This window comes from Haloferax gibbonsii ATCC 33959, from assembly GCF_000336775.1.
GTDB classification, from domain to species: Archaea; Halobacteriota; Halobacteria; order Halobacteriales; family Haloferacaceae; genus Haloferax; species Haloferax gibbonsii.
Genome location: NZ_AOLJ01000017.1, coordinates 12,892 through 39,259, shown reverse-complemented (window position 1 = coordinate 39,259; position 26,368 = coordinate 12,892). Strand labels below are relative to the sequence as shown.

Annotated in this window: 23 protein-coding genes; 12 read left to right on the top strand and 11 right to left on the bottom strand. The window is 49.7% G+C overall.

The features are described from left to right. Positions 1 to 98: 98 nt before the first annotated feature. Positions 99 to 644, bottom strand: a complete 546-nt coding sequence (gene hpt / locus C454_RS10985) for a hypoxanthine/guanine phosphoribosyltransferase (RefSeq protein ID WP_004975562.1) — start codon at positions 642 to 644, stop codon at positions 99 to 101. Between the two features lie 119 nt (positions 645 to 763). Here hpt and C454_RS10980 point away from each other — a divergent pair, with 119 nt between their 5' ends. The 3 genes from C454_RS10980 (at position 764) to C454_RS10970 (ending at position 3,052) form a co-directional block, all read left to right on the top strand. After that, positions 764 to 1,462, top strand: coding sequence for a glycosyltransferase (locus C454_RS10980; protein WP_049905111.1), 699 nt, complete (start codon positions 764 to 766; stop codon positions 1,460 to 1,462). Positions 1,463 to 1,616: 154 nt separating this feature from the next. After that, complete coding sequence (locus C454_RS10975; protein WP_152421535.1) at positions 1,617 to 2,120, top strand: hypothetical protein; 504 nt, start codon at positions 1,617 to 1,619, stop codon at positions 2,118 to 2,120. Beyond that, entirely contained in the window at positions 2,120 to 3,052 is a 933-nt protein-coding gene (locus tag C454_RS10970) for a tyrosine-type recombinase/integrase (RefSeq protein WP_004975559.1), read from the top strand. The genes C454_RS10975 and C454_RS10970 overlap by 1 nt, the downstream gene beginning before the upstream one ends. Positions 3,053 to 3,055: 3 nt before the next feature. On the opposite strand, the gene C454_RS10965 is transcribed toward C454_RS10970, so the two are convergent. Beyond that, positions 3,056 to 4,072, bottom strand: a complete 1,017-nt coding sequence (locus C454_RS10965) for a hypothetical protein (RefSeq protein ID WP_004975558.1) — start codon at positions 4,070 to 4,072, stop codon at positions 3,056 to 3,058. An 80-nt stretch (positions 4,073 to 4,152) separates the two neighbouring features. Beyond that, positions 4,153 to 4,890 carry a hypothetical protein gene (locus C454_RS20360; protein WP_152421534.1) on the bottom strand — a complete coding sequence of 246 codons (738 nt, stop codon included), beginning with the start codon at positions 4,888 to 4,890 and terminating at the stop codon, positions 4,153 to 4,155. A gap of 128 nt (positions 4,891 to 5,018) precedes the next feature. Between C454_RS20360 and C454_RS20355 the strand changes: the two genes are divergently transcribed. The 4 genes from C454_RS20355 to C454_RS20350 all read left to right on the top strand — a co-directional run bounded on the left by C454_RS20355 (position 5,019) and on the right by C454_RS20350 (position 10,513). Continuing rightward, the gene (locus C454_RS20355; RefSeq protein WP_152421533.1) at positions 5,019 to 5,498 is read left to right on the top strand and encodes a hypothetical protein; all 480 of its coding nucleotides are present in this window, start codon (positions 5,019 to 5,021) and stop codon (positions 5,496 to 5,498) included. After that, positions 5,491 to 5,916 (top strand): hypothetical protein, encoded by a 426-nt coding sequence (locus C454_RS10960; protein ID WP_004975557.1) that lies wholly within the window; start codon positions 5,491 to 5,493, stop codon positions 5,914 to 5,916. The genes C454_RS20355 and C454_RS10960 overlap by 8 nt, the downstream gene beginning before the upstream one ends. Then, positions 5,913 to 7,313 carry a 7-cyano-7-deazaguanine synthase gene (locus C454_RS10955; RefSeq protein WP_004975556.1) on the top strand — a complete coding sequence of 467 codons (1,401 nt, stop codon included), beginning with the start codon at positions 5,913 to 5,915 and terminating at the stop codon, positions 7,311 to 7,313. Before C454_RS10960 ends, C454_RS10955 begins: the two co-directional genes overlap by 4 nt. A 95-nt stretch (positions 7,314 to 7,408) precedes the next feature. Then, positions 7,409 to 10,513, top strand: a complete 3,105-nt coding sequence (locus tag C454_RS20350) for a hypothetical protein (RefSeq protein WP_152421532.1) — start codon at positions 7,409 to 7,411, stop codon at positions 10,511 to 10,513. Positions 10,514 to 10,538: 25 nt separating this feature from the next. Here the strand turns inward: C454_RS20350 and C454_RS10945 are convergent, their stop codons facing one another. From C454_RS10945 to C454_RS20345, 7 genes are all read right to left on the bottom strand, one after another. Beyond that, the gene (locus C454_RS10945) at positions 10,539 to 10,949 is read right to left on the bottom strand and encodes a hypothetical protein (protein ID WP_004975554.1); all 411 of its coding nucleotides are present in this window, start codon (positions 10,947 to 10,949) and stop codon (positions 10,539 to 10,541) included. After that, positions 10,949 to 12,829 carry a type IV secretory system conjugative DNA transfer family protein gene (locus C454_RS10940; RefSeq protein WP_049905109.1) on the bottom strand — a complete coding sequence of 627 codons (1,881 nt, stop codon included), beginning with the start codon at positions 12,827 to 12,829 and terminating at the stop codon, positions 10,949 to 10,951. The genes C454_RS10945 and C454_RS10940 overlap by 1 nt, the downstream gene beginning before the upstream one ends. A 1,050-nt stretch (positions 12,830 to 13,879) precedes the next feature. Next, positions 13,880 to 14,758, bottom strand: coding sequence for a type IV secretory system conjugative DNA transfer family protein (locus C454_RS10935; protein WP_160163081.1), 879 nt, complete (start codon positions 14,756 to 14,758; stop codon positions 13,880 to 13,882). 18 nt (positions 14,759 to 14,776) lie between these two features. Continuing rightward, complete coding sequence (locus tag C454_RS10930) at positions 14,777 to 15,781, bottom strand: hypothetical protein (RefSeq protein ID WP_049905107.1); 1,005 nt, start codon at positions 15,779 to 15,781, stop codon at positions 14,777 to 14,779. Positions 15,782 to 15,789: 8 nt separating this feature from the next. Then, on the bottom strand, positions 15,790 to 16,062 hold the full coding sequence (locus C454_RS10925) for a hypothetical protein (RefSeq protein ID WP_239639915.1): 273 nt from the start codon (positions 16,060 to 16,062) through the stop codon (positions 15,790 to 15,792). A gap of 5 nt (positions 16,063 to 16,067) precedes the next feature. Further along, on the bottom strand, positions 16,068 to 16,958 hold the full coding sequence (locus tag C454_RS10920) for a hypothetical protein (protein WP_152421530.1): 891 nt from the start codon (positions 16,956 to 16,958) through the stop codon (positions 16,068 to 16,070). Continuing rightward, positions 16,955 to 17,284 carry a TrbC/VirB2 family protein gene (locus tag C454_RS20345; RefSeq protein WP_152421529.1) on the bottom strand — a complete coding sequence of 110 codons (330 nt, stop codon included), beginning with the start codon at positions 17,282 to 17,284 and terminating at the stop codon, positions 16,955 to 16,957. Before C454_RS20345 ends, C454_RS10920 begins: the two co-directional genes overlap by 4 nt. Positions 17,285 to 17,421: 137 nt before the next feature. On the opposite strand from C454_RS20345, the gene C454_RS20340 reads away from it, so the two are divergent. From C454_RS20340 to C454_RS10900, 3 genes are all read left to right on the top strand, one after another. Next, entirely contained in the window at positions 17,422 to 18,498 is a 1,077-nt protein-coding gene (locus tag C454_RS20340) for a hypothetical protein (RefSeq protein WP_152421528.1), read from the top strand. A gap of 109 nt (positions 18,499 to 18,607) precedes the next feature. Further along, positions 18,608 to 19,588, top strand: a complete 981-nt coding sequence (locus C454_RS10910; RefSeq protein ID WP_004975549.1) for a DUF932 domain-containing protein — start codon at positions 18,608 to 18,610, stop codon at positions 19,586 to 19,588. A gap of 717 nt (positions 19,589 to 20,305) precedes the next feature. Next, positions 20,306 to 22,324 (top strand): ATP-binding protein, encoded by a 2,019-nt coding sequence (locus C454_RS10900; protein WP_239639913.1) that lies wholly within the window; start codon positions 20,306 to 20,308, stop codon positions 22,322 to 22,324. A 38-nt stretch (positions 22,325 to 22,362) separates the two neighbouring features. Here the strand turns inward: C454_RS10900 and mauJ are convergent, their stop codons facing one another. Beyond that, positions 22,363 to 23,589, bottom strand: coding sequence for a methylamine utilization protein MauJ (gene mauJ, locus C454_RS20335; protein ID WP_152421527.1), 1,227 nt, complete (start codon positions 23,587 to 23,589; stop codon positions 22,363 to 22,365). 381 nt (positions 23,590 to 23,970) lie between these two features. Between mauJ and C454_RS19845 the strand changes: the two genes are divergently transcribed. Together C454_RS19845 and C454_RS20330 are read left to right on the top strand one after the other, a co-directional pair. Next, positions 23,971 to 25,209 (top strand): tyrosine-type recombinase/integrase, encoded by a 1,239-nt coding sequence (locus C454_RS19845; protein ID WP_004975543.1) that lies wholly within the window; start codon positions 23,971 to 23,973, stop codon positions 25,207 to 25,209. Between the two features lie 733 nt (positions 25,210 to 25,942). Further along, the gene (locus C454_RS20330; RefSeq protein ID WP_004975542.1) at positions 25,943 to 26,362 is read left to right on the top strand and encodes a hypothetical protein; all 420 of its coding nucleotides are present in this window, start codon (positions 25,943 to 25,945) and stop codon (positions 26,360 to 26,362) included. Positions 26,363 to 26,368: the final 6 nt, after the last annotated feature.

Below are 26,368 nucleotides of genomic sequence, written 5' to 3'. Positions count from 1 at the left end.
GGATTCTGACACACCATATTAGCCATGTTCGTGCATACTTTTCGAACGGGAGCGGAGAGCGGGCATCGTCCGCGCGCCCGACCGTGAGCGTTGCCCGTTCAGTGAATCTCGACGCCGTGCTCGTCGACGCTGATGTCGATGAGGCTCGTCGCCTCGTAGTCGGTGTCGTCGAGGGCGGTTTCGCCGACCTTCCGGATGGCGACGACGATGTCGGAGATGTCCGCGCCGATGTCGTCGAGCGCGCCGCAGATTGCCGCGAGCGTCCCGCCGGTCGAAAGCAGGTCGTCCACGACGAGCACGCGGTCCCCGTCTTCGATGTCGTTGATGAACATCTCCGACTCGGAGTAACCGGTCGTCTGGTGGAGCGCGACCTCGCCGTCGAGGCCGTACTCGCGCTTGCGGATGACGACGAGCGGGATGTCCGTCTGGAGGGACAGCGCGGTGGCGATGTGGATGCCCATCGCCTCGGGCGCGACGATTTTGTCCACGTCGAGGTCGGCGGCACGGGTGATGCCGACGACGACCTCGCGCAGGAGCTGGGGGTCGAGCATCGGCACGCCGTTGCTGATGGGGTGGACGAGGTAGGAGTAGCCGTCCTTGTCGATGATGGGCGCTTCGTGTAGGGACTCCTCGAGTCGCTGCATGGGGTCCGTTTCACGAATCGACCCAAAAGTGGTTCGCTCTCCGGGAGCGCCTCGTGCCCGCCCCCCGCGAGCGATTCGACCCACAAAAGTTTCAATTGGTTGCTATGATTCGTGTAGTAATGACAACACTATCGGTTGTCGTCCCCGCGTACGAAGAGCCCGCGAACCTCCAGCGATGTCTCTCGGCGCTCGACGGTCAGCCCGCAGAGGTGGTCGTCGTCGCCGCCGGTTCGGACCACACCGACGAGGTGGCTCGCGACCACCCCGCCTGCGATATGGTCGTCCGCGACGACGGGCGCGGCCCCGGTGCCGCGCGCAACCTCGGCGTCGACGCCGCCTCCGGCGAGGTCGTCCTCTTTACCGACGCCGACACGGTCGTTCCCGCCGCGTGGGTCCGCGCGCACCGCCGACACTACGACGACCCGAACGTCGTCGGCGTCGGCGGCCCCGCGCGCCCCCTCGAGGACTCCCTCCGGCACCGCGTCCTGTTCAAACTCCTCTCGGACTACTGGTACCGCGTCTCGTGGCCCGTGGGGTTCGTCCAACAGCCGACGTTCAACTGCAGTTACCGCCGCGACGTGTTCGAGACCCACGGCGGCTTCGACGAGACGCTCCCGTTCATGGAGGACACCGAACTCTCCTTGCGGCTGAAGGACCGCGGTGAGGTCGTCTACGACCCGGAGACCGAGGTCGCGACCTCCGCCCGCCGCGAGCGCGACGAGGGATACCTGTCACTGTTCCTGACGTATGCCCGCGCGTACGTCAGCCACTACGTCCGCGACCGGCGAGTTCGCGGTCGCTACTTCGACTCACAATAACCCCGGTCAAGCCGCTCGGACTCGACGGTCTCCTCCACCGTCGGACCTTCTGAGAAGTGGCCTCGGCACTCAAAGCAGTCCGCTCCATGCGTAGTTATAAAAATACTGATCATTACTAGGACTAGCAGTAGCCACCAGTTTGGAGGGCGATGAAATGGCAGACGAAACATGGAGAGACAAACTCAAGTTAAAAGATGGAATGGACAGAGTCGTCGTATACTGTCCGAAAACCGATATAGAACAATGGGACGAAGAAGTCGAGGAAAACGGGGTGCGCAGCAGGTCCACCTACCTCTACGAACTCATCCAAGAAGCACGGGCATACCGCAACGAAGGCTTCCTCTCACACCACCAAGCAGAAAACCGGATAGAAGAACTCGAAGCAGAAGTCCAGAAACTCCACCGCGAACTCAAAGAAAACAACTCCCACCGTGGAAAGTCGAGTAGGTTAGACGACGTCGAGTTCCTACAACAGTTCCTCAAACCCGAATACCAACCCCTCGAAGAACTGCTTAAACGAGTTGTTGCCAGCGGAGCAGTCGACCGACAACTTCGGAGACCCATCGAGAACCAACTCTACTACCTCGCAGAACAAAACATCGCAGAGTACGAACGTGGACACGGCTGGAGACTCACCCAGAAAGGAGGTGAGAACTGATGGGCGAACAATGGGAACGACAGATACAGGAGAACAAACACGAGGAGATCAACGACTTCCTCCGACGCAAACAAATCACAGGCCGCAGCCTCCGAACACTCAACGCCTACAGCCGCATCCTCAGAAAATTCTACCACGAACAGTTCCCCGAGCTCACACCGGGAGAAACACAGGTCTACCACATCGAAGAGTACGTCGCACGCCTCACAGAACGCGGACTCACACAAAACAGTAAGAGAAGGTACCTCGAAAGCCTCTCAGCGTTTTTCAGTTACGCGATGAAACGACCACGCTTCGAAAACATCACCGGCAACCCCGCAGCCGTCGTCCTCGAGGAAATACCCAAACAAATCCACGACCGACCTGATTGTGCGACCTGGGAAAACGGAAAACAAATCATCCACAACATCTCGGATCCCCGAAACAAAACCGTAGCAATACTCCTCGCCAAAACAGGGTGCAGACTCAGCGAAGCACTCGAAATCGAAATGGAGGACCTCAACCTCGAAGACGGATTCATCCGCCTCCGCAAAAGAAAAGGCGGAAAACAAACCGTCGTACCCATCGACGAGGAAACCATCCAAGCTATCCAACGCTTCAAATTCACCCGCAAAAAAGACGCCTCAAACTACCTCTTCATCTCCATACGCGGCACACGCGTCGGCAGAGAACAACTCCGCCGCAGCATACGCAAAGCCGCAGTCCAAGCCCAAATTATGGAACAAGGCGAAACCCGGTTCCACAAAAAATTCACACCACACACCTACAGAACCGTCTTCACCACCCTCATGCGAAACCAAGGAATGCCCGACCACATCCTCCGCTACATCAGAGGCGACAGCAACGACGAAACAATGGACATCTACACCCGCGTCGACAGAAACCAAGCACGCCAACACTACCTACAAGCCATCAAACCACTACACCTCTAAGCCTCACTCCTCGATCTCTTCGCGAAGTTCCTCAAACGCTCTGGGTAGATGCTGGATTCGGTAGTATCTTAGCATCAATTGAAACACCCATACGGCGTTGAATACCGCTAATATGTGGAATACCTTGTTTTGGAATTCTGAGTAATTGAGTTCTGCTACAAGCTCTTCCCTGTCGTAGAACTCGATTTCTTTCTTGATTGGGTTGATCTTGAAGTCACGGTGAGCGATAGAGTTTCTAAGTTTCCGATCGATGCCGTTTGCAAGGTCGTTGAATCTCTCGTATTTTTTACTCTCAAGTTTTTGAAGGAGATTATTCAAGCTCATCTGATTCAACTTATCGTATGTGTTCTCACGGCCATGCACAATCTGGAGAACAGCGATGAAATGAGGAAGATACTTTTTCGTCAACTCAGCTAATTCGTAATACATCTCAGCGTATTTTCTGGCCTCGCTATCGTCCGTAATCTCCGGGTGATCCTCTATATACTCGTGATAATCTGTGAAAACAGGATTCATCAACCTCTGAAGAATCATTTCCTGAGACCCATCTGCTTGACTATCTAAGAACGACTTTACTTCGCTTAATTTCCCCTCTTCAACGATCTCTCTGGCAAACTCATCCATCAAATCATAGTACTTGGCATAGCCAATCTCCTCGAGACCCTTTCGGTTTCCTTCCAGAACATCACGAATCTGTCCAACTAAGACTTCAACACCGCTATCAAACTCCCCCTCGTCTTCAGGAGCCATGAAATTCTGAGTTAAGAATTCATCATATAGTTCATACATAGCGATAGCTCGCTCTTCTTCCGAATCCTTGCTCATAGCCTCGCGATACTTCAGTAGGAGATTTTCAATCTGAGATCCAAGGTCTTCTTTCTCATTTTCATCTATGTCGCCGAATACATCGCTACCAAATGCAATACCTACTGCCTCACGCATTCCTTCTACAAAATCATCCGATAACTCACTTATCTCCTCATCAGACAATTCTGTGAAGTCCTTCTCGTCTTCGGTCATGTCAATAGCTTAGTCTTCAACGCTGATTAGTGACCCCCCTCGTTCACATCTGAAATTTAGAAACCAAGCCAGAGAAGAATCTATAGTTGAGGTGCGAATTGAGCCAGCCTTAGCATTACTGAAGAGACCACTAAGAACAGCGAATACAAGACTAGTATCATCTCGAAGAAAGGGAATGCTACTTCTTTCACATGAGGTTTTGATAATCTACTGTATGCGGGTGGACGCACATCTGGATCAATACTGTCGGGTAAATGTTTCTTTACGCCCTCAGAATGGCTCTCACCAACGATTGCTAACACACTATCCCCTTCTTCGGCGGCATCAGCGATCTTGTCCGCGATTATCTTATCCCGGTTCTTGTCTCCCTTCGACCTCTGGGTATTGTATATCCTGATTCCAAGCACTGGAAGTGCAAATCCACAGAAGAGAATCACTGCACCCCAAAGCTTTGGAAATATAATCCCTGCTGCAACACTCCCCGGGACCAAAGTGTAGAACACAAGCGCCGAAAACACCTGCATAAAAAACGGAGTATTCTCTAAAAGATCTGAATCAGCATCTCGCGTAAAGACAAGGCCTGTCTCCTGAACTTCGGCTAAATCTCGTAGAATATCTTTTGACACATAGACACGACCGATTATCCAGAACAAAGCCGAAATCGAGATCTGGAACCAACCATCACTCCAACCGTACTCCGACTCGGATGCCTGACCCTCCAAAACAAGCGTATCAAAACCTTCTTTCACTAATTCTTTCTCCTCTTCTAAATCACCCATACTGGTGTGCAACTCGCCCTTCAAAACAACATCAGACATCTTTCCATCCTAAAATGAGGCAGAAAACAATAATTAAACTATCCCCTGGCTTCACTGCTAAGCCCAGTTGAATATCCGCGTTTGAGACAGATTTTTATGTTTTTTAGAATACAGTTCAAAATGTAGAAATGGGAAGTGCTTCTGCTTCGTCGTCGGCTGCTTCTGGTCTCGGGTATCAGGACGCAAAGAGAGGAATGAATCAGGCCTTAGAATCGGATAAAACAAGGATTGCAGTTGATATTGCTGTGACCGGTGCATTGGCAGTTCAACCAAATGGCCCGGCAAAGGTCACCACCTACTCATATCTCAAACACACGAACACATTCGTTCAAACAACCAGTCAAGACGGACTCCAGGCAGGTCTTCAGGCAACTGGAAAGAGCGTGATACAAAGCGAGATCGCTGGGCACACTGCAGGAGGGATCGTAAATACTTCACAACAAGCAGTCTCCGTCGCTGCAGAAAACGACACCGTAGGACGTGGAGTTGAGGAGGTCAACAACAACTTCGGAGCACCATCTGAACAAGCAGCCAAAGACACGCTGGGCGCAGTCATTTCCAACGGAGCAGACGCCTTGATGGACGGAGGTTCGAAAAAAGATGACTGAAAACCCATTCGTCGACTCAGAAGAGGCAGAAGAGAACATCCAAGAATTCATTGAACAACACGGCACAGAAGGCCTCTTCGTACTCTACTTCCGCCAATTCCTGTTCCGATTCATAATGCAGGAGCTGAAATCAGACGATGACGAGGTCTCCGATATCGGGACACAACTCCACCTTAGCACCAACGGAGACCAGCTCCTGAAAAACCAACGCGAGGCAATGCTTGAGCGGTGTGAATACTGGGCCAGAGACCTAGTTGAATACCTGAAATCTGACGACGTCGTCTCGGAAGTCATCGAATCCGGGGACCTGCAACGATTAGAAGACGAAGACGTCGAAGAACGAGTTGAGGAAGCCATCGACGACAAATTCGGAGAGTGGGAAACCCAACTCGAAGAATTCCTGGAGGAGTTAGAATGACCACGAACAAATTCTTCGTATCGCGGCACCCAGAATTCCAGGACCGGATCTCCAACGAAATAAGAGAATCTGACGAGACCGACTTCGACCAAATCATCGAAATCATTCCTTACGCCTCAAGAAAACCTGCAGGCTCAGACGAATTCATCAAATACGACCACTCTCTTGTAGACGATGCCTTTGACGGTGAAGTCCCAAACGTAATTTTAGACATCGTTGAGATCGCGGTCGCGACTTTTGCAGCAGACAAAGCAGTATCCAGAGACATCGATATCCAAGACGACGTCGACGACAGCAGACTTGAAACAAGGAACATCAAGCTACAAATCTCGGTTCTCTCTGCTGAGATGGCCACCACGGAGATGGAAGAGCTCTACTCTGAGATGGTCTCCCACATGACCCGCGACATCATCGAATATGACCTCCAAAAGGTCGAAACCCAGAGAGAAATCCAGACCTCCACAACCCACAGCGAGAACGAGGCCATCAGTCTACTATCCGACGGCCTGGACAGCACTGGAGGAATCTACTACAACCTCTCACGAGGCATAGAATCCGACCACGTCACAGTAAACTACGGCCACGGCATCGGATCTAAAGCAGAGAAAATAGCAGACGAAATCGGAGTAACACACCAAACCTACCGAACCAAATACACTGGACGGGGAGAATCAACCCAGTTCTCACGCGGTCTCTTACACCTTAGCTTCGCAGTAGCAGCCGCCTCAGCACAAGACATAACCAAAGTCCAGTGCTTTGAGAACGGAATCATGGCCAGATTCCTAATCCTCTCAGACGGATGGATGACTACACGAACAGTATCCCCGCTGTTCCTCACCTACTTCAACAAAATACTGGAACTGGCACTCGACAAACCAATACAAGTAGAAAACCCGTTTGAAAACAGAACCAAGACCGAGATCGTAAACGAAATCGAAGACACAGAAATCATTCCAAAAACAGTCTCTTGCCCACACACCGCCCGGTTCGGCGGAGAGAATTGCGGCTTCTGTGTACCCTGCATCATCCGTAACACCGGGATAATCGCAAGCGAGCACAAAATCCCGATCAAGAACCTATCCAAATACGACCCCCTTCTGGACTCTGATTTCGCCAACCAAGATTTCAACAAAGAAGTCACCGAAATCACAAACACCTCCGCAAACACACCGGAGATCTTCTTCAAAGGCATCACCGAAATCGCATACTTCTGCAGACGCATCCTAGAAGAAACCCCACGAGAACTAGCGGATGAATACCCAGACCTACTCAGCAAACCAATCTACGAACAGCACCACACGTTCGCAGAAAACTTCACACAAGCACTATCCACAGCATACGAACAAAACGAATCAATCCGACACCTCCTCCCAGCAAAACCAATAGACAACAGATAGTCGTTCAAAATCTCGAGGCTGATTATTGGCTGTTTTAACTTCACTGGAAGTTTGAAGAATAGTTATTTATGAATAAAGTCATGACTTACTGACTAATGCCTGAAAGTTGGAGTATTGAACCTTTGTTGACTATCGGGGCAGTAATTGTAGTCACAGGTTTTGCACTCCTAGTTCTCTACTTTCTGATTCGACCTTCTCTCCGGAAATTCTACGACAGGAACCCTTGGATCTTGTATCCTAAAAAATCTCTACGTTGGAAGACGTTCCGAAGAGAAATTGATTCAAATGGCTACCGTTGGTTCCTTTACTACTTTTTCCGAAGTAAGAGGTCACTACTCACTCATTGGAGCATTCTTTGGGTGCTCCCACTTGGCATACTAGTCTCATTCTCATTGGCGTATTTGACTATACCATTTGGTGGATTGATACAAACAGGTTCGATTGAAACAGGTTGGCAGGCCCAGTTGACGATTACTAGTCTCAGCTTTATTGTTCTGATATTTCTTCTTGACCAGGTGTATCGCAGTCGGTACCGTAAAGGAGTAATTGAGGAGTTTTTAGCTTCCTCAAGAGCAATGCCGGTGATTTACTTCTCGCTCTTATCGTCTGGAGTGGTCTCATACCTTTACTTCTATCATGCTCCCGAAAATATCAATCCAATTTTTGTTGATGTCACTTTCTTCCTGTTTGCAGGCACTGTAACCGGAATTGCGTACGTATACTACCGAGTTGCCAAGTTGGTTTTCTCCGACCCACTTGACGAGATGACCCTTGATCAGGTTCGCCATGGGATCAAGTTACAGCTCCGAGATGGTGAGCGAAAAAGTATTTCTCAATCAATCCTCGCAGACAGTCTGCCTGATTTCGTGGTAGTTGGTCGAAACAGAGAGGGACGTGTATTCACCGCAGACGAACTGGATTTGAATGGGTACATCTCTGACATCAATCTTGAAAAGCTACGACGAGCCTGCGAACATGCTGAAGAGTCGCTTTCTCATGATGAGATTCTGTACGTTGATTTTGAGTTAGGCAGGGAGCTACAATCTGGTCAAGATGTCGTGTTTATCGGTTCAGAGAGAAACCGCTGGTTGGAGCTGCCTGATGCGTTTGCAGATGAACTAAGCAGTGCAATTTACTGTGTTGATGAGCGCCCGTGGCTAAGTGGTGACCAATCGGTCAACCGGAATCTGGCTCAGATTGGTGAGAGCACCAGAAAAGCAATTAACGACCTTAACCCAGCAGGATTAGAAGCATATCTGAATTTGTATACAAGTTTGCTTGATTATGCAACCAACCTGAACCGAAAAGTCATCTCTGATTATGGTAGTACTCCTCAGCCAGTATCTACGCTTGTAGATCGCATTTTCCGCGAATTCTATCGTATATTTGAGGCAGCAGGAGCGACCGGCAACTCTGAACTGATAAACCTGATTCGAGGAGAGATATTTAGAATTTCACTTCACAACCACCGTCAAGGAGAATCACACTTATTCGACAAATCAGTAGCGTTGTATGGATATTACTATCGTGCGTTAGCCTCAAGCGATCCTCATAATCAAAATTTGATTCATGGACTTCTATCTTCTTTCCAGAACCTTCAGACGATGTTGGTTGCTACCTTGGAACGTGCTAGATCAATAGATGAAGTGGAGGGAGCAGTATCCGACCTCGACAGTTTCTATGATACATTAGAGAACATTTTGCAAGGCTCCGTTGAGTATGAGGATGCTTCAACTTTCAACAACGCCTGGAATCTTGGCGATGGCGCATTCTTTACTATCAATCCTGAGATGGATATTCACGAGTTAGAGTGGCAGCTCCAGGAATCTGAAAATGAAGAAGAACGGGAGCGTCTTAAAAAAGAGATTGAGTATAAACAGCGCCAGAAGGAGGCGATTGAAATACTGCAAGCAGAGTTTGATGGGACAAGGTTCGTAGCTGCGGCTTGGGCATACCAGTCAGCCAAGGAGGGGGGGTTGAGTGAGGAAGTTTTCAACACTATGTACAGCGAGTCTGTCAGACCCCGTTACTCCTCTTTTGATGTGTTGACGGAAGAGTACTTTAGACTGCTTGAGGAACCCCGTCTAGATTTCTTCCGATGGGAATCCGATGATTCGGATATTTTCAAGGGAGTTCAAATGCGTAGTCTTGCTGTTGATGATTGGATAAAAGAGTTCTTCTGTGCGATGGGTCTGCTCTTGTTAGACCCAAGAGAGTTTGATACAGACAATCTAACTGAAGGCAACAATCCGCTTGCCCAGCTTGATATTGATCGACTTGAATATCCTGATTTAGAAGAAGGAATCAATAGAGTTTCAAAAGAAAACCTGGAACGATTTGAGATTCCTGACGAGGTCATAGATAGCTTTGAGGAGAGGAAAGAGCTATTCATTGCACTCCATCATCATATGGAAGATGTATTGGAACGGAGAGAAGAGGACTTCATCATTGAGGCGGACTTAGACCCTGAGAAGGTTGAAAACTTTGAGGAAAATTATATTGAGGAGTTCACAAACCAGTTTGCTCTCCGTCAGGTGTTTTCTGACCTTGGCTGGTTAGGTATCGAAGAGTACAGTGGGGATATAGATGTGGAGGCTTCAGGATACAATCAGTTGTTCCCAAAAGGCGCCTTGATAGAAAATTCGCCTACTGAATATGTCCATTACTTGGACCAAAAGGCCAGAAATCATATTCGGACTATCTTAGACACCTGGTTAGAGGACGGTGTTTCAGAAACGAAAATTGAGTCTCATGATGAGCTTTTAGACGTCTTGGAAGAGGTCTGTGAGGACAACGTAGTAAAGGCAATAGTCATATCGGGATATAGAGCCAGACGTAGCCTTCTCAATGATTCCCGGTTTGATGACGAATTTGGGGATTCCGAAAACGCCATTGGCGGTTATAAAACCAACTCGACAACGATCCCAGTTTACAAAGACAACTCACGTGACTTCTCTGTCTTAGTACTGTTTGATGTTGACCAACCTCCTGAAATCAAAGAATACCAAGTGGAGAATGACATTGTTAATGTCAAAATTGAGGAAACAACGCGTGATTTCCTCCGAGAACAATTCGACAACTTTGATAGAATGGATGAAGATGAAATTAGAGAAAAGCTGCAAACGGTTTGGCTACGAATCTTCTACTACGGAACTCTGGAGTTCGATGAGGTCTTCGGAACAAAAATAATCACCAAATAGAATCTAGCTCTCTGAGAAGACTTAATCAAATGTTCTTCTGGAACCTTTCTCTCAGCATTTCAACTGCAGTCTCCAATCGTTCAATTCGTTGCTCTTGCCGTCGAACCAACTGGATAATTTCTTCTTGACTGATATACTCGAACCAATGTATTTCGGATTCTTGGCGTTTTTCGAGATGTTGTTTCCCGCTTTTTGTGAGTTCTGCTCTTTTTGGCGCTTTGAAAGTGCGTTTCTGACCGTTGACAATCCGGGTGGTGTAGCCATCTGTGCGGCGTATTTTGAGTAGTCCGTGCTTTTCGAGTTTGGTGAAGCAGTAGTTGACTTCGTGGTTTTCTAGGGTGGTTGCAGAGGTGATTTTCTGGATGTCATCTTTGCCCTCGCTGATGCACTGGAGTACGGTCAGGTCTTTGTCCCGGAGGGGTAGTTCGTCGGTCATTACTGTGTGAGTACGCAGTTGATTTGGAGTTTGGTGCAGTGCTTGTCGGAGCGGTATAGGCAGAAGTTCTGGAGATCATTAGAGGAGTGGTGTTCGAGTTCGGGGCACTCCGGTTTGTCGTATTTGACGTCGATTTCTATGATGCGGTAGTCTGCGTTTTTCAGGTTTTGAACATCGGTGACGAGGTGTCCATTGGAGTCGGTGTAGTGACTGTAGCTTCCATTCTCGTCTTGGTGGTCGTCGCCATTCCGGTTGACGGGATCTTCGAGGATGTTCGCGAGTTTGTCTTTGTTCCCGGTTTGGACGGCGAAGATGACCTCTTTGCCCTTCTTTTGTCCTCGCCGGAGGTTTTCCAGTACTTTGCTGGGTTTGGACAGTGTCGAGTGTTCTGCCTCCAAGTGTGCAATCTCTCCACTGGGGAGTTTTACGATGGCGTCGGGACGGTCTGCACCACTGTATTGGTATAAGATTTCTACGTCGCACTCGGAGTCTTCCAGTCGAGCCTTGGCCTCAGTGAGCAGTTCTCTGTGGTGTTTCCCTCCGGCGTTGTTTCCCTGTCCAATGGAGATCAGACTTAGCTCTTCTATGGGTGTGCCTTCGGGGGTTGCTCGCTTCTTGATTTTCCCGAGGTCTCTGTCTTCTCTGGGTTTCCAGGGTGGTAGGGTTGTGGTGAAGACTGCTGCTCGCTCACTGCGACCTTCTGCAGGTGTTTGGATTGCTGCTCTGAATCGGCCTAATCGGTTGAGTTCTTTCGTGTTGATGCCGTTGAGCCACTTTGAGAGGTGTGCTTTGTTGCTGCCATCGGGGTTGAAGACTATCTTGGTACGGCAGTTAGTAGAGACTGCTTTCTGCATTTCACGGGGTAGTTGGTCGAGGTACTGTGTGATGAGCCAGCAGCCGAGACGGTACTCACGTGCTTCGGATAGGATTTTGACGAAGTTGCCGTCTTCTCCACCGAAGTTCTGCAGTTCATCGATGTAGAGGTAGAACGGTGTGCGTCGATTGGGTGGTTGGGTGATTCGGCTTTGTGTTGCTGCCCAGATTTGGGTGATGACGATGCTGCCGATGAGTTGTGTGACTTTGTCTCCGAGTTCGCCTTTCTGGATGTCGACGAGTATGATCTTGCCTTGGTTGACTGCCTCTCGTACGTTGAAGCTGCTCTTTTGGGAGACGAACCGTCGTAGTGTGGGGTTGATGAGGAAGTCGTTTAATCGGCGTTGGAGTGGTTCGAGTTCGTAGCTGCTCAAATCCTCGTGGACACGGACCAGTTGCTCACGTACAACGACGTCACGGGTTCCATCGATTAGTGCTATCAGTTTCTCGGAGTCGGTGATTGACTCGAAGACATCAAGTAGGGTTTTGCTCTCGGAGTTTCGGATGTTGGCCTCGATGTGTGCGTGTAGTAGGGTTTCGAGTATGCGTCCGAAGCGGTCTCCCCAGTTCTCACTCTGTCTTCGGAACAAGTCGATGAGGTCGGAGACGATGATCTCCTTTTGACGTGTTTTCTGGGCTTCCGACATCCCCGGTGTGATATGCGGCTCTAACACGTTGATCGCTGCAGAACCAGCAGCCGGGTTGATGTAGACGACGTCATCCAGCCTCTCTTCAGGTATCTTCCTTAGGAGTTCGTCGACCGCGTTCCCTTTCGGAACTATCACGGCGATGCCCTTGCCTTTGAAACAATCCTGTAACGCCGTGTTCACCATCTGCGCTGTCTTTCCTTCCCCAGTCTCGCCTTGTACGAGGACGTGGAGCAAACGATGGCTGTCACGAACCACGACCTGTTCTTCAACACCGAGGAGACTAGTCCGAGTACCCAGAACTGTCCTACTCCTCCTCCCACTGTTTTCTATGAGTTTTCTGCTGTCTTCGGGATTCATGGCTGTGCGTACCTGATATTCTGCTGTCTCCGGTCGGGTATTGAAGTGAAGGCTGCGAGTTCGTCAATCGAAGTTTGGAACTTGAGACTGTATCCTGCGAACCGTCGATCGCACACCGCGTGTGTGAACTCTAAGAACGGTTTCTGTCGGAAGCTTCGGAGTTTGTATAGCCCTAAGTACTGACCGTTGACCGGATTCTCGTACAGGTTGAAAGCGCCAGCAAGTTCCTTCTCTCGGCTTATCGTGTAGTCTCCTGCTCCGATTACTAAGAAGCGGATTGATGTCCAGAACCGTCGATTGCCAACCTTCTCGTCTATCATGTTGGCCTGTCTTCGCTCCCGAGGTGATGGGGCCCGCGAACCAGTCAGCGTCTCTTTGTCGCCTCTGAGGTATTTGGAGTGTTTACGTGCTCGTCGACGCCACCACCACTGTCTGACTGGCTCTCCGATAACGGGTTGGAACAGAACTTGTACAACGAACCGGGTGTCCCGCATCGCATGAGGATGTAAGGTCCCTGTGATCGCGTTTATCGGCGGTGAACGGAACTCAGTGTGGAACGGCTGGTAGTCGCTTAACCCTGGGGTCAAGAGACCCCCGCCAATTGAATCCTCTGCCGTGATTGGTAATCCGTTTACTCCCTTGCTGAAGCTGATGGCGGGTATCTCTGCTTGGAGATTGGTNCCCCCGCCAATTGAATCCTCTGCCGTGATTGGTAATCCGTTTACTCCCTTGCTGAAGCTGATGGCGGGTATCTCTGCTTGGAGATTGGTCCGAAGCTTGCGCTCCAAACGCTTACTTGGAACTACAAACTGGAACACGAGATTGTCCGGTGAGGACCGTCTGATTTCGTAGGCGACCGTTGGCGAGGCATTCGTTGTTCGTAGCAACCGGGTCTGTATCTCGGTGACGCCTCTGATGAAGTTGTAGAGGCTGGCAGGACAGTCCTCGTCGAACGGCGGATGAACTTCAACAGGGATGAAATTCGTTCTGGGCTTTGCCAGTATTTCCGCTTGTTCCTCATTCACCGAGGTGTAGGAGGGGATGTGCCAGCTAACGGGCTTCACGGCGAATCCTCTGCTTAGATTTCTTCTTCTGCCGGACACGCAGAGATGGTTCAATCAGACGGTGTTCGAGCGATGTAGCCTCGAACCGTACTTTCGCGTTAATTTGGTCTGAGACTTCCAGTATCCCTTCTCCGTGTTTTGAGGATCGGCCTGTCCGCAGCTTTAGCAGTCGCTGTTGTTTGCGTTCTGAGAGACGGAAGAAGTCGATCATTGACTGGCTGACCCGTTCGTGTCGCATGAACAACTTGGCGTGAGCGTTGTCGAGGATGATACGTCCTTCATGCCAGTCGGTCAGGTGTGCCGCACTCTGAACCAAGAGTGAGATAGCGGTGTTGGTGTCCCGTGCTTCGAGGACGAACTGTTCAAGGACTTTCCTGCCCTCCTCGTCGTTCATCAACAGCTTTGCCTCATCGATGATGACGAGCGTCTTACCAGGATACCTCGAGACGTCCGAGTAAATCTGTTCTACCAAGTCAACGATGAGCGGTATGTTCTCGAGTTTCCCACGTTCGAGGACCTGGAAACACTGGATTCGATCATCGAACTCGTATTCACGGTCTTCCGTGATAGCATAGGTTTCTCCACAGATGGCTTCGACTGTAGAACCGTACTCCTGTTTCGGATCGACGATGATAACTCGGAGATCGGGGACCGCCAGCAGCATCCGAAGCAGATCCAACTTCGTAGCATAGGTTTTCCCAGAGCCGGTGATTCCCATGACCACCATCGCGTATGAACGCCACGAGAACCGATCTAAGAACACGGGCGTACCGTCCTCGGTTTCGATTCCATAGATCACACCGCGTTGATCACCGAAGTCCTGATTGACGAACGGTATGCCACTTGCCGCTGACACCGAGGGCATCAACATCTTCTCATCCAATCAGTCAACAGCCAATGGAGAATCTGCAGAGTAGGCAAGGTCACTCCTGAATACGGGAACCCTGTAGTCAATACGGAGACTACGGAGCAGAGTCAAGACTTGTTCAAAGGCTCTCTCGACACGCTTCCATGACCGGCCGTGGACAGTAATGTAGGCTCCGTAACTGACAGCCGTACACTCTCTATCTGCCAGTAAGTCAAGGAACCACTCGACGTCGTCGCTAACCGATTCCAGCTTGTTGACCCCTCTGTAATCTTCTGGGTGACCGATGTTGAGCTCGGTCTGTGACTTCTTCCTGAGGTAATCCAGTTGTTTTGTAGCCTTCGTGGTGTCCACAGGTTCGATAGCCTGAGTTATGTCTACAAGGCCATTGACTCGGAGAATCTCTGCTACCCATCCCAGTCCGATGTTTGCTGGGAACTCATGGACGTATACCGTCTTTCGGTAATCCGACCCAGTTCTGAGTGGGAGTCTGATGTGGTCTTTGTAGGCCAGAAGCTTTCGGCGACCGAACCGACGTCCCAGTCTTTCTAGCTCCTTTCCAGTGACTCCTCTAACTGCGAATTCATCGGTCGATAGGGCTTGCTTGATGCGTTTGAGCCGACTGATGAGCTCGCGGACACAGTTCTCGCGACGAATATCAACGCGGACCACGATGTAGTGTGTCGTCGTGGTGATCCCCCGTTTTTCGAGGTTCCTACAGTAATTGAGGTAGGACTTTTTGTGTCGTCGCTCACTGCTTTTCTGACCGATTAGCCACTCACGATATTCTTTGAGGGACCGCCTACGTTGAGTTGAGTGAATCTCAATAGGGTACGTGAGTTCGTCTAACAGCTCTCGGTATATCTCGTGGATTGCACTTTGATGGCTCTCTGAGAGCATCTCTAGGTTGATTGGATCAACCTGTAGGACTCCGACGAGCTGGTTTTCAGAGGTCACCAGAAAGTGCCTCTTTGCCTTTTTGACGTGGACGCCGGGTACTGTGGATTTGGTTGTGTTGAACATTGGTCTAATCAGTTTGAACCGCTCAGGAACCACCGGATGAGGTGATACAGTTGGTAATCGAGTGTGTAGCCGTTCGGCCGAATACCGTACCAGATGACACCGAGCCATCCGCCGATTCCGACGGTGATCAGCCACATTATGTGATTTCTCTCGATTGGAGGAGCCACTAGTAACGCGAGGGCTACAGGGAGGCAGAGGCGGATCAGGTCCTTCCAGGTGAATCTGCCGAAGAATTGGACGTTGGTTTCCAGTCTCCGAGTCATCGGGATTTTCTCAACCACTCTGATCACCTCGGACCTCGGCGTCGACGGTTGCGGGAATTCTGAGATTGGTCTCTTTGGTTTTGCCCAGACGATCCTTTGTTGCGGAGACGGGTTACACCCTGGCTGAGACCTCGTGTTAGCCGGAATCCTTGGCCGACAATCGCCTGTGATGTTCTGTATAGTTGGAGGGGTATCCAGAGGAGCAGTGTGAATGCTGCAACTCCCAAGACCCAATTTGAGGCCCCGGTGATAGAGAATCCTGCAGAGCCTTCGGTCATAGCCAGGATGAACCGAAGTGCAAGTGCATCCAGTGGAACCATCGCAAGGACAGCGAACCACCCCGAGATGAACGACTGGGCGTACCTGTTGGTATTCGGCAGCGCCCACGCAAGTGCCAGTAGCGGCGAGATCGAGGCTACGAACAGGAGGTAAACGTTCCTCAAAATGAAGACGACTACTAACGCGAGAAGCAGCAAGTAGTTGATCAGGATCGCCAGTAATCCGCCTGCGCTGATGCCTAGGTACTCACCGATTGTGGCCGGATCGGTAGGTTGGAAGGCTTTCACCAATGCGTCGCTGAAATCAACACCGTACTGTAGCATGGGTAAGGCGATGAACCCGAAGATGACAGCTATGAGCAAACGAGGTAATACTGTGCGCGTGTCGAGGGAGAGTGGTTCTCTTCCGATGTACAGTAAGCCCACGTAAGCTATGGCAAGGACCAACAGCAGGTATGTGACAGATAGAGACATCTGGTAGACCTCTTGGACAGCGGGGTTCGGGTGGAGAGTCGCTGTGTTGAACAGAGCCTCAATCAACAGATTCCACAGCTCTCGCTGCGAGTCACCCAATTGAGCCAAGATTCCACCACCTGATGTCGGTGAAGGTTCCGGTGTGGACTGTGCAACGATCATGGGCTGCCTCCGCATCCGGACATTGACGAGATGATGAACGAGATGATCGACGGCGCAGCGACCAAGATGACCGTGCCAATGAAGATGTCCTTGAAGTACTGTTTCGCTCTCCGGCGGGTCTCAAGACCACCAATGATGAACATCACTCCGACCACCGCAAAGCCGAGAGCTCCAAGCATGAGCCCGGCGGCAATCGTGAACTGAAGAAGGCTCTGAATCAACTGAACCAATGGTTCAGGACCAGACGTTGGACAAGGCGGTTCATACTGCAACACCCAGCCAAAGGCCGGGTACAGCGTTTCCACTGACGAGGGGATTTCATACATTCTCACCACTTCCAGGCAAACCCGATTCAGCCTTCAATCAGCATCTCAAGCAGCCTACAAACAGCATAGAAGCAGGGCAACGGGATATTGTTAATCTGAATAACCATTATGCCCTAGAAAATGACACACTAGTCACTATGAGTGAGTCAAGTATCGTCGCTCGAAAATGCAGCTACCACCCCGAAGAGGTTCAAGTCACGGACAGGGACGAACACAGGATATACCTCCCTGAGGAAATTGCCAACATTGACCTTGAGGAAGGAGACTGCGTCCGACTCGACAAGCTCACAGACTCCTATGGCAATAAGGAGGTGACGTATCTGCGTGGAGAGTTCGATTCAGGGTCGAGATGTGATGACGATTATAGAACCTATGGGCCGGATGTTGATTTTAAGAAAATTATCACACAGGGCTCATCCCGGTGTCGAATAACCGTGGCTAAGAAATGGGTTGGCGACATCATCGGGGGAGACACTGACCAAATATTCGTGGTCGAGATCAACTCGGTGGAAGACAAGCCCCATTTTCGCATCTACAATAACTATGATTTCAACGAGTACCGGCATGAAGAAATCAAAAAAGCAGAGCACATCCTAGAACTTGGAAAGCCAGTCATAGTCCCAATATTAGCAGTTAACGGGATACAGGAAGCCTCGGATACTGAATGGGTAGACGTCGCTGAGTCAACACCCTATGATGGCCAGAAATTCGAGATCATCCCTGTTGAACCAGATTGGCCGCCTGTCGTTGAGGAGGTGGGGAGCCCTGATGATCGGATAATAACAGTACTTTCCACCCACTTTACTAGGGCTGCTGAAGGACGCGAGGTTCCTGCTAAGGAGGCTAATCGAATTGCAGTCGCTTGGAATCCTGATGATAGTGAACATTCTCGTCCTTTCTATGATTCTCTCGAGGAGGTTGATTCACTCGCTGAAAACGCAGTTTACACAGATTATCTTACAAGCAGCACCAAGGTCATTCTCCCTAAGAAAGGAAGCTTCACAGTCTACGGGTACGACTCCGAGGGAATCGGTCGGACATGGATCTCATTTACAGAAGGCGAGCCTGGCGATGACGTTTCAATCGGAGGAAGACAAGCCACTGATGACTGGCGTGGAATGTTCGTCAAACAAGGAGAAGACTGCATCCAAGTCTATGTCCCGGTTCCCGGTGCCGTCAAAAGAGATGGTCAAACCATCAAATGGCACTTCTAAAGACCCCACTCTCCAGATAAATTTCCATACGAAGTGAGGTGTTCCTGTTGTGTACTATTGAGTTGGTGGTCCTTTGGTTTGGTAAGGTGATGCCAGTATCCAAGAACAGGTGTATACATTCGAAGATTTAGACGAGTTGTACGAAACCGCAGAACAACTACCAACAGTAGATAGACACGACGTCTACGCGCGTAACGAGGTAATCGATGAGTGGACGAAGATTCAGTATAAGAATTCTCTCTGGACCGATGATGGTCGAGCCACAGGGGTAGTCTCTTCCTCAAAGGACTTCTACAACGTCATCCAGTACGGAGACATCCTCGAATCAGCAGGTAAAGCAATCGAGAGACACAGAGACAAAGACCTCGAAGTCGACGGGTACATCTCACTCTCACCGTCCGCTCACAAGATGAGTGGATACCTCAACTTCAACGAGGCAACCACAGTCTATGCCAGCGAAGACGACCCAATCAACCTGGGATTGAAGATCAGATCAGGACACAGTGGTTTCCACGCACTCAAATACGACGTCGGAGCACTGAGACAAATCTGCAGTAACGGAATGATGGCATTCAGCTCAGACCTACACTTCCAGCAGACCCACAACGAGCCATTCCAGCCCGGACTTGCATACAACGCTGTCGACGCCGTCATAGAAAGCCCAGAAGAAATCGAGAGACGACTAGAAACAGCACAGAGCCAGAGCTTCCTGAACCAAGATGAAGCACTGATTGTCCTCATGGAACTCGGTATCGATGAGTACCTGGAACAACCGCTACCCGACCTACTCAACGCACTATACGATGAAGTCGAGGACCCTGAGAACCCGACACTCTGGGAGACCTACAACGCTGCAACACGCGCACTCACACATTATACAGAAGACGTCCCCGACTACGAGCTGGACCGGGGATTCGAAAAAGCAGCCACACTCCTCGAAAACAACTATTCAGAAGTCCCCGATGCCAACACACTTGGAAGACAAGTTGTCAACCAGAGAATCAACACACTCGTAGAAAATCCCGACCTCGAACCACACTGGGAACACGAATGGGACGCCATCCAACAACTCACAAAATCACACCACTAAACCTCGATTTTCTTTTCCCCTTCATCTTTCTTCTATAGTTGACCTCAACTGAAGTGTAGTCTCTCGTTTCCTACTACCTGCTTGACGCCCTGTGTATGGTATATGAGGTGAACATTGTATTTCAGAATATGAAGACGAAGACGAGTATGAGGAGCCGTTAGCGGCTTGGGAAGCACTCCTACTGCCGGATTGGAAGTGGGAAGCCTACGATACCGAAGAAGACGGACTGTACTTTGGCCGGGTTAAATCCCCTAACACCTACGACCGATGGGAATGGGGTTACTTCTCCAGAGAACAATTAGAGAAGGCAGTCGCCTACAGAACCGATATCGAGACCGGTGAGCCCTATCCAGACGGCGGAGAACTGCTCGATGAAGAGCTTACCAAGTTCTATGAAACCGAACTTGAGAGGATTCAAAACTACAAACCCAACGAAGAGGACGAGAATGAGGGGTGAGAATAACCGATTTCAGATGCAGAGATGCCTATCCATGAACGGGAGTACCAACAGCTCAAAGCCGCATACATAGAGGCAGAAACACTCTACAACTCCAGCAGTCCAGAAGATCGATTGTATCTCACTCAGGACCGTGGGAAGACCAGGTACGAGATCTTCGATTACTTTCCTCACGGTCACTATGAGATGGCGCTTGAAGGATATGAACGACTACTGAATGGTCCTCGATTGAGTGATATCGATGAACTGTTCGAGAAGTGGTGAACGCGGTCATCGACGAGAAACTCATTCAGCTGCTTCAAAACACAGAGTTCGAACCAGAGCCACAGCTGCTCAAACTCGTAAAGGCAGCCACAATCACAGAGAACACGCATCTGCAGAAACAGGTCAGAAAACTCCTCGAAGCAAAGATTGCAGAGTACCACGAAAACCCGTTCAACACAACCCCTTCTTCATCTTCTTTTTCCCCCAGAGACGGTATCGCGCTTGGAGAGTGCAACGGCAGGAGAGCCACTTTAGAGGAGGATCAGCTCACTCGGCACTTACTCGCAGTGGGTCAGTCTGGATCGGGTAAGACTACGCTCTTTTACAACCTTGTTAGCCAGCTTGACAAGCCGTTCTGGGCCTTCGACCTCAAACAGGACTACAGACACTTACTGGAGGAAGATGGGGAACTCTTGGTTTTGCCGTGGAGTGAGCTGAAGTTCAACCCGTTGAAGCCACCGCCTGGAGTCATGCCTCGGCGTTGGGCACAGGTATTTGTCGAGATGTTCGGTCACTCAACGAGCTTGCTCTCTGCATCCAAGAACTACCTGCTCAAACAAACCGTGTTCCTCTACAAACTGTATGGCTTGTTCGTGGAAACCGGTGAGCCGTATCCAAGCCTCCACGAACTAGAGACACTCATCAAGAAAGACCGACTCAATCCCACAAGCAAGACTGCGAACTACCGCGACACCGTCCTCAACAGAATCGAGGCGATGAACCTCGTTGCTGGAACCATATTCGATTGCAGTGAAGGCTATCCCATCGAGGAACTGCTGCAGAGAAATGTTGTCTTCGAGTTCGACGGACTCAGCAGAGACATTCAAAACTTCCTCATGGAAACACTGTTCGCCTACGTCTATACCTACCGCGTAGCCCAAAACCACCGAAACCAAGGACTCCAACACGTCTTCCTCTTAGACGAAGGAAAGCGAGTCTTCTCCGTCTACAAAGAGCGTCAGGATGCAGCAGGCCTACCAGAGATCGACGAACTCACCGCCAAAATGAGGGAGTTCGGCGAAGGACTCATCGTAGGCGATCAAGAAGCCACGAAACTCACTGATTCGATCAAGGCCAACACCTACACCAAGTTTCTCTTGCCGAGTGGTGACTACAAACAGTTCCAGGCAATCGCCCAATCACTCAACCTCACCACCCAACAGAAACAAGCTGCCTACAACCTCGATATCGGAGAAGCCGTCCTACAAACCGGGAATCAACCACCGGTCCGACTCCAACTCGATAACTTCCACTTGAACAAGGACGTCTCTGATAAGGAACTACAGAGGCTTCAAGCAGAGAACTGGGAAGATCTGGATTCGAGGTCAAGGGAAACTACGCCCGAGTACACTCAGGTCGTTGCACCTGGCCGCTCAGAGAAACTCGAGGAACCAGAGATACTCGAAGACCCCACAAACGAAACTGGACTTTCCAGCGACGGCAAACAATTCCTAGAAGACCTTGTTGAGAACCCATTCACGCAGCTCACAGAACGCTACGAGCAGTTCCCGAGCACCTACAAAGGAAACAAGGCGAAAAACGAGGTCGTCGACGCCGGCCTCGCAATCGAACGCAACGTCAAAACAGGTCAAGGCAAACGAAAACTCCTCCAACTCACCAAGAAAGGCCGGAAACACGCAGAGAACACTCTAGGTCTGGATACGAACAGTAGGGGTCGTGGTGGCATCGTCCACCAATACTGGCAACACCACATCAAACACCTCTTCAAAGAAGCAGGTTGGGCAGCAGAACTCGAAACCTACGACGCAGATGTCTACGTCCAACTCGGGTTCATGGAACTCGTAATCGAGATCGCCATGGGAAACAACCCAAGAGAAATCGAACACGTAGAAAAACACCTGGAACGAGGCTTCGACACGATCTGGATTCTCACCCAAACAAAGGAGATTCAGGACGGACTACGCCAAAGACTCGAAGACAAAGACCTGCTCAGTGATCGGGTTGTGTTTCGACTGCTTCGGGACCTCAACACAGACGAGATTGCTCCGAAGTAGGGTGTTCGGCGGTTTCGACACACCGGAATATACATCTTTCAGGTCTGGAATCTCGTCTTTGCACGATCTTTGTTTTGCAGTTCGATACCTTTCAGAACTTCAAACTGGTCAACGTTCTTTAGTGTAAGGTCTGCTTCTGTACTTCCAATAGAAATCAACACATTCTGGTCATCATCGTGCTTGACCAGTCCCATTCTCCGAATGGTCTTCTGTCCGATATTTGCTACAGAATCACTTGAGAGGACACACCTCAATCCCGGCTTACTGTGGTTTTTAGAATAGGTGATATTTGATAACGTATGCGAATTCTGCCAAGGAGAGCTAGTCAGTGTCTCCCCCGAATCAAGTGGAGAACTGTCACTTGAAATTTTGACTTCAAGCTCTTTCTCATTGGTAATCCAAGAAGTCACGAATTCGAACCCAGAGTGAGTCATCCCCCCAGACCCTCGATGGATATTCAGTTCATTCCGAATTATTTTCACCACTATCGAAGTCAGACTTTCAAACGCTTCCTGAACGTGTTCCCTGTCTTTTTCGTCATGCGGGAGAAGTTTTGAACGTCCTTTTTTTGAATGAAATAGCTTGACTCGAGTGTCCTTGTATTGTTGTTGGACAATAGAATCGACTGGGTTCTGTGGGTTCGGTGCAAATTTCGAAAGGTCAAACTGCTGGTGAGCACTTCCCAGAGCTCTCTTGAACCAAGCTTTTTCACCTTCATTCTGTTGAGGATCTCGGTGACTTAGAATCATCTCCAAAGCGAGGTAGACATTTCTGTAGGCATCAAAAAGATCGTCTGTCGTTTGTGCAAGGCGGAAATACCTCAAGCACTCGTGCCAAGTGGCCTGACTTGATGTTTGTTGATTTGACTGCTGGTTTGAACCGCCGGTAGTCGCTATAGCTGCTGAGGTAGAGACTCCTAGTGGGCTAATGTTGACTGCGCGGATATGTTGCTTAGAATTTTCTCTCCACCAGATGAGCCGCTGTCTGTCGACGTCTTTGCATGAGAAATCCCCCTCGTTTTGAAAGCTGAAGATGTCTAGGGCTTTCTGTATTGCTTCATGAGCGTGTAGAAGGACATCGTCTACAGAGTAGTTTGTCTGCCCTCGTGCTACTGCATAGGGGTTACCTTGTTCAAGCTCTACTTCCCAGTCCGAGCCAATCTGGATCGTATTGTCTTCTGAAGGCTCTTGATTCAAAAGCAGAGCTGCACCCGACTTATGTGATGCCGTAGAATCCGCAACCTCGATATCTCCTAATTTCCCCATGAATCATTTTCAACGATTGTGATTATAGTCTTTATCCAATATTAGCAACTAACTATGTATTTGTTATAAAAAAATTCTAGACCAAGTTTCTCTTGAAACCTCAAACGAAGTGAGGAGAGCAAAGGAAACGATGAGTAACGACCACAGAATGCTTAATAGCCTGGTCCACCCGCCCGGTATAACGGCCGTCTAGTGGTCTACAACCGAAATGAGGTCATTTGAGGCCAAGAGAAACGCTGTGAAAACCAAAAGAAACAGCCACTGCACTCAGAGTAAAGTACTCTAACAGACCACTGAACCCCTGATTTCGGTTCAACCACGCCTCATCTGAACCATCGTCTCCCCACTCTCTCCTTCAAATTTCACAGGAGAACAATCGCTATGACATCTACCCAATACATCAATGTATCAAAAACACTTCAAAACCTGAAAGACGAAGTAAGCGAGGAAAACTACCAAGCAATACTCCACTTCATCAACGAAGTCTCAGCCGAGGGCATAGGAGAAAGCCAACAACAACGCCAGATCTACTCCCTGAAAACCATTCTCAACAAGTTCGCACCGCCAGGATTCAAACTAACACAGGCAAGCGAATCCGACCTGAAAACCATCGTTGCAGAAGTCAACCGCAGCGACTATGCAGAAAACACCAAGGCCAAATTCCGAGCCTCACTCAAAAAGTTCTACAAAATGGAAAACGGCGGAGACGAACACCCGGATAAAGTCAATTTCTTCTCAGTCCATATCTCAAGGAAGGAAAAAACCGTCTCACGAGACGACCTCTTCACAAAAACAGAACTGAAATCCCTGTTGAAGCAACTGCAGAATACTCGCGATAGAGCCTTCACGCTCACCCTCTACGAGACCGCTGCAAGACCTGGCGAACTACTGAATTGCAGCATAGGTGATTTCACCAGTAACGGGAAAGGCGATTTCATCTTCCTCGAAGGTCTCAAAGGAACTCCTGACAGGACGAACCAGTTAGTCCGTGCCGGAAGAACTCTTCGTGAATGGATTGCTCACCACCCCTTCGGCGGAGAAATCGGAGACATCGAGGACACAAGTGCCCCTCTCTGGGTCAAAAGAGAACAACACCAGTGTTTGAAATGCGGGAAAATACCGGTGAGGCACTCAGATAACTGCGAATACGAACCCGATATACGGGATGAGATGAGCTACCAGGCTTACCGGAGCAGATTCAAAGACGCGTGTGAAAGAGCCGGGATCTCAAAAAACAAGCGCCGGCCGTATAACCTTCGTCACACTCGTTTAACAGAGGTAGCGACCTTCATGGGCTATGAACAGCTCAACAAGTTCGCCGGCTGGGTACCCGGATCAGGACGAGCCAAAGTCTATGTCCACCTAAACAACGACGACGTCAACAAAGCCATCCGAGAACAATACGGACTCGACACCGAAGAAAACGAAGATCAAAACATCGTCTGTCATTTCTGTGGCAGCGAAAACCAGCCCGAGTTCAGTGAATGTCGAACTTGCGGGCGCTTGCTCAGTTTGAAACGAAAATCAGAGAATGAGGCGAAACAGAAGGTGCTAGAGCGTCTTTCAGATCTCGAGGACAACGGGATACTCGATAAGCTTCAAAGACTGGACTTGGATTGAACACTGACGCGCATCTCCTCGAGTTCAGTATCTCGTACTGGCACCGGTCCTTCATCTGTCCATATCAGCGAGGTATCGCACCGAACACACGTCAACAAACCAAATTCGATTCTGCATCGGCAACTAGGACATGAGTACTCGGGTTCAAGAGGCACGTGTTTTTGAGGTGGTTCCGTCCACAGGTTGCGATCGTCTGGTTCCTCCCAGGAACGAGCAGGAGAGGTACCATCTACGTATGTTGTTTGGTTTGATGGTCTCCAAGGTACAGGACAGTATGGTTCTGGGATGTTCCCCTCTTCACACTCTTGTTTTACCAGCTTCACCGTGCTCAGGGCGCAACTGGAACCATCAAATGCTACTTGTAACTCTGATTTTCCCCCCGTCATAACTGCCTTCCCACAGTTTTTGAGAAAAGAAGCTCGTGTTCTGAACTTGGTGAAACGGGAGGGCATCATACCCCACCCTATATATCTGAAGATTAAAAGTTTGTCTGTCATTTGAAACAAGGTGAGGCAGGTCTTCTATCTCTATTCACTGCGGAGTTAGATTCTATGTCCCAATTCTCACTGATTCAAGAAGCAGAAAGATTGCTTTCCGTAGTTAGTGATTGGTCTGAAGAAGAGGTAGAGGGTTTGCCGAAATTCTATAGAGTGAAAGCAAAGGAATACCGGCGGCTAACGCAACACGGCCCGGAATAACACCAATCACTCCCTTTTCCCAATTCTCTTCTCTGATGGAGTACCCTGACTACAGCGACGTCGAACTCTTCCTCGAAGACCAGGAACCCGAATGGACACGCCTCCTCGAAAGATCCCAGCAGAGACACGAACAACGACTGGAAGACGAACTCGATAGGATAGACGACCAACTCCAACAACGAGACAAGATCCACGAAGACGCGATCGAGGAACTCAAATCCAAGCTTGATTGGTACAAACAACGCCTCAAAGACCTCTACCACCACTCCTTCGGCCAACAAGAAAAGAAACAACGATTGAAAAACCAGATCGACCGCTTCTACAAAGAACTACGAACAGAGAAACGACAACACTGGCGGGATATACAGGAATTAGAGTCAGAGAGAAGACAACTACTCGTTGAAATCGATGAACACGACGATACTAACTCATGGTTCAAAACACTATATGATTAACAGGTT

Excerpts from the sequence above, each read along its gene's own strand:
- C454_RS20355 (WP_152421533.1), top strand. The coding sequence starts at position 5,019 with ATGGGAAGTGCTTCTGCTTCGTCGTCGGCTGCTTCTGGTCTCGGGTAT.
- C454_RS10975 (WP_152421535.1), top strand. The coding sequence starts at position 1,617 with ATGGCAGACGAAACATGGAGAGACAAACTCAAGTTAAAAGATGGAATG.
- C454_RS10920 (WP_152421530.1), bottom strand. The coding sequence starts at position 16,958 with ATGATCGTTGCACAGTCCACACCGGAACCTTCACCGACATCAGGTGGT.
- C454_RS10955 (WP_004975556.1), top strand. The coding sequence starts at position 5,913 with ATGACCACGAACAAATTCTTCGTATCGCGGCACCCAGAATTCCAGGAC.
- C454_RS10960 (WP_004975557.1), top strand. The coding sequence starts at position 5,491 with ATGACTGAAAACCCATTCGTCGACTCAGAAGAGGCAGAAGAGAACATC.
- mauJ (WP_152421527.1), bottom strand. The coding sequence starts at position 23,589 with ATGGGGAAATTAGGAGATATCGAGGTTGCGGATTCTACGGCATCACAT.
- C454_RS20345 (WP_152421529.1), bottom strand. The coding sequence starts at position 17,284 with ATGTATGAAATCCCCTCGTCAGTGGAAACGCTGTACCCGGCCTTTGGC.
- C454_RS10945 (WP_004975554.1), bottom strand. The coding sequence starts at position 10,949 with ATGACCGACGAACTACCCCTCCGGGACAAAGACCTGACCGTACTCCAG.
- hpt (WP_004975562.1), bottom strand. The coding sequence starts at position 644 with ATGCAGCGACTCGAGGAGTCCCTACACGAAGCGCCCATCATCGACAAG.
- C454_RS20340 (WP_152421528.1), top strand. The coding sequence starts at position 17,422 with ATGAGTGAGTCAAGTATCGTCGCTCGAAAATGCAGCTACCACCCCGAA.
- C454_RS10930 (WP_049905107.1), bottom strand. The coding sequence starts at position 15,781 with ATGTTCAACACAACCAAATCCACAGTACCCGGCGTCCACGTCAAAAAG.
- C454_RS10980 (WP_049905111.1), top strand. The coding sequence starts at position 764 with ATGACAACACTATCGGTTGTCGTCCCCGCGTACGAAGAGCCCGCGAAC.
- C454_RS10965 (WP_004975558.1), bottom strand. The coding sequence starts at position 4,072 with ATGACCGAAGACGAGAAGGACTTCACAGAATTGTCTGATGAGGAGATA.
- C454_RS20360 (WP_152421534.1), bottom strand. The coding sequence starts at position 4,890 with ATGTCTGATGTTGTTTTGAAGGGCGAGTTGCACACCAGTATGGGTGAT.
- C454_RS20330 (WP_004975542.1), top strand. The coding sequence starts at position 25,943 with ATGGAGTACCCTGACTACAGCGACGTCGAACTCTTCCTCGAAGACCAG.
- C454_RS10935 (WP_160163081.1), bottom strand. The coding sequence starts at position 14,758 with ATGCCCTCGGTGTCAGCGGCAAGTGGCATACCGTTCGTCAATCAGGAC.
- C454_RS10940 (WP_049905109.1), bottom strand. The coding sequence starts at position 12,829 with ATGAATCCCGAAGACAGCAGAAAACTCATAGAAAACAGTGGGAGGAGG.
- C454_RS10970 (WP_004975559.1), top strand. The coding sequence starts at position 2,120 with ATGGGCGAACAATGGGAACGACAGATACAGGAGAACAAACACGAGGAG.
- C454_RS19845 (WP_004975543.1), top strand. The coding sequence starts at position 23,971 with ATGACATCTACCCAATACATCAATGTATCAAAAACACTTCAAAACCTG.
- C454_RS20350 (WP_152421532.1), top strand. The coding sequence starts at position 7,409 with ATGCCTGAAAGTTGGAGTATTGAACCTTTGTTGACTATCGGGGCAGTA.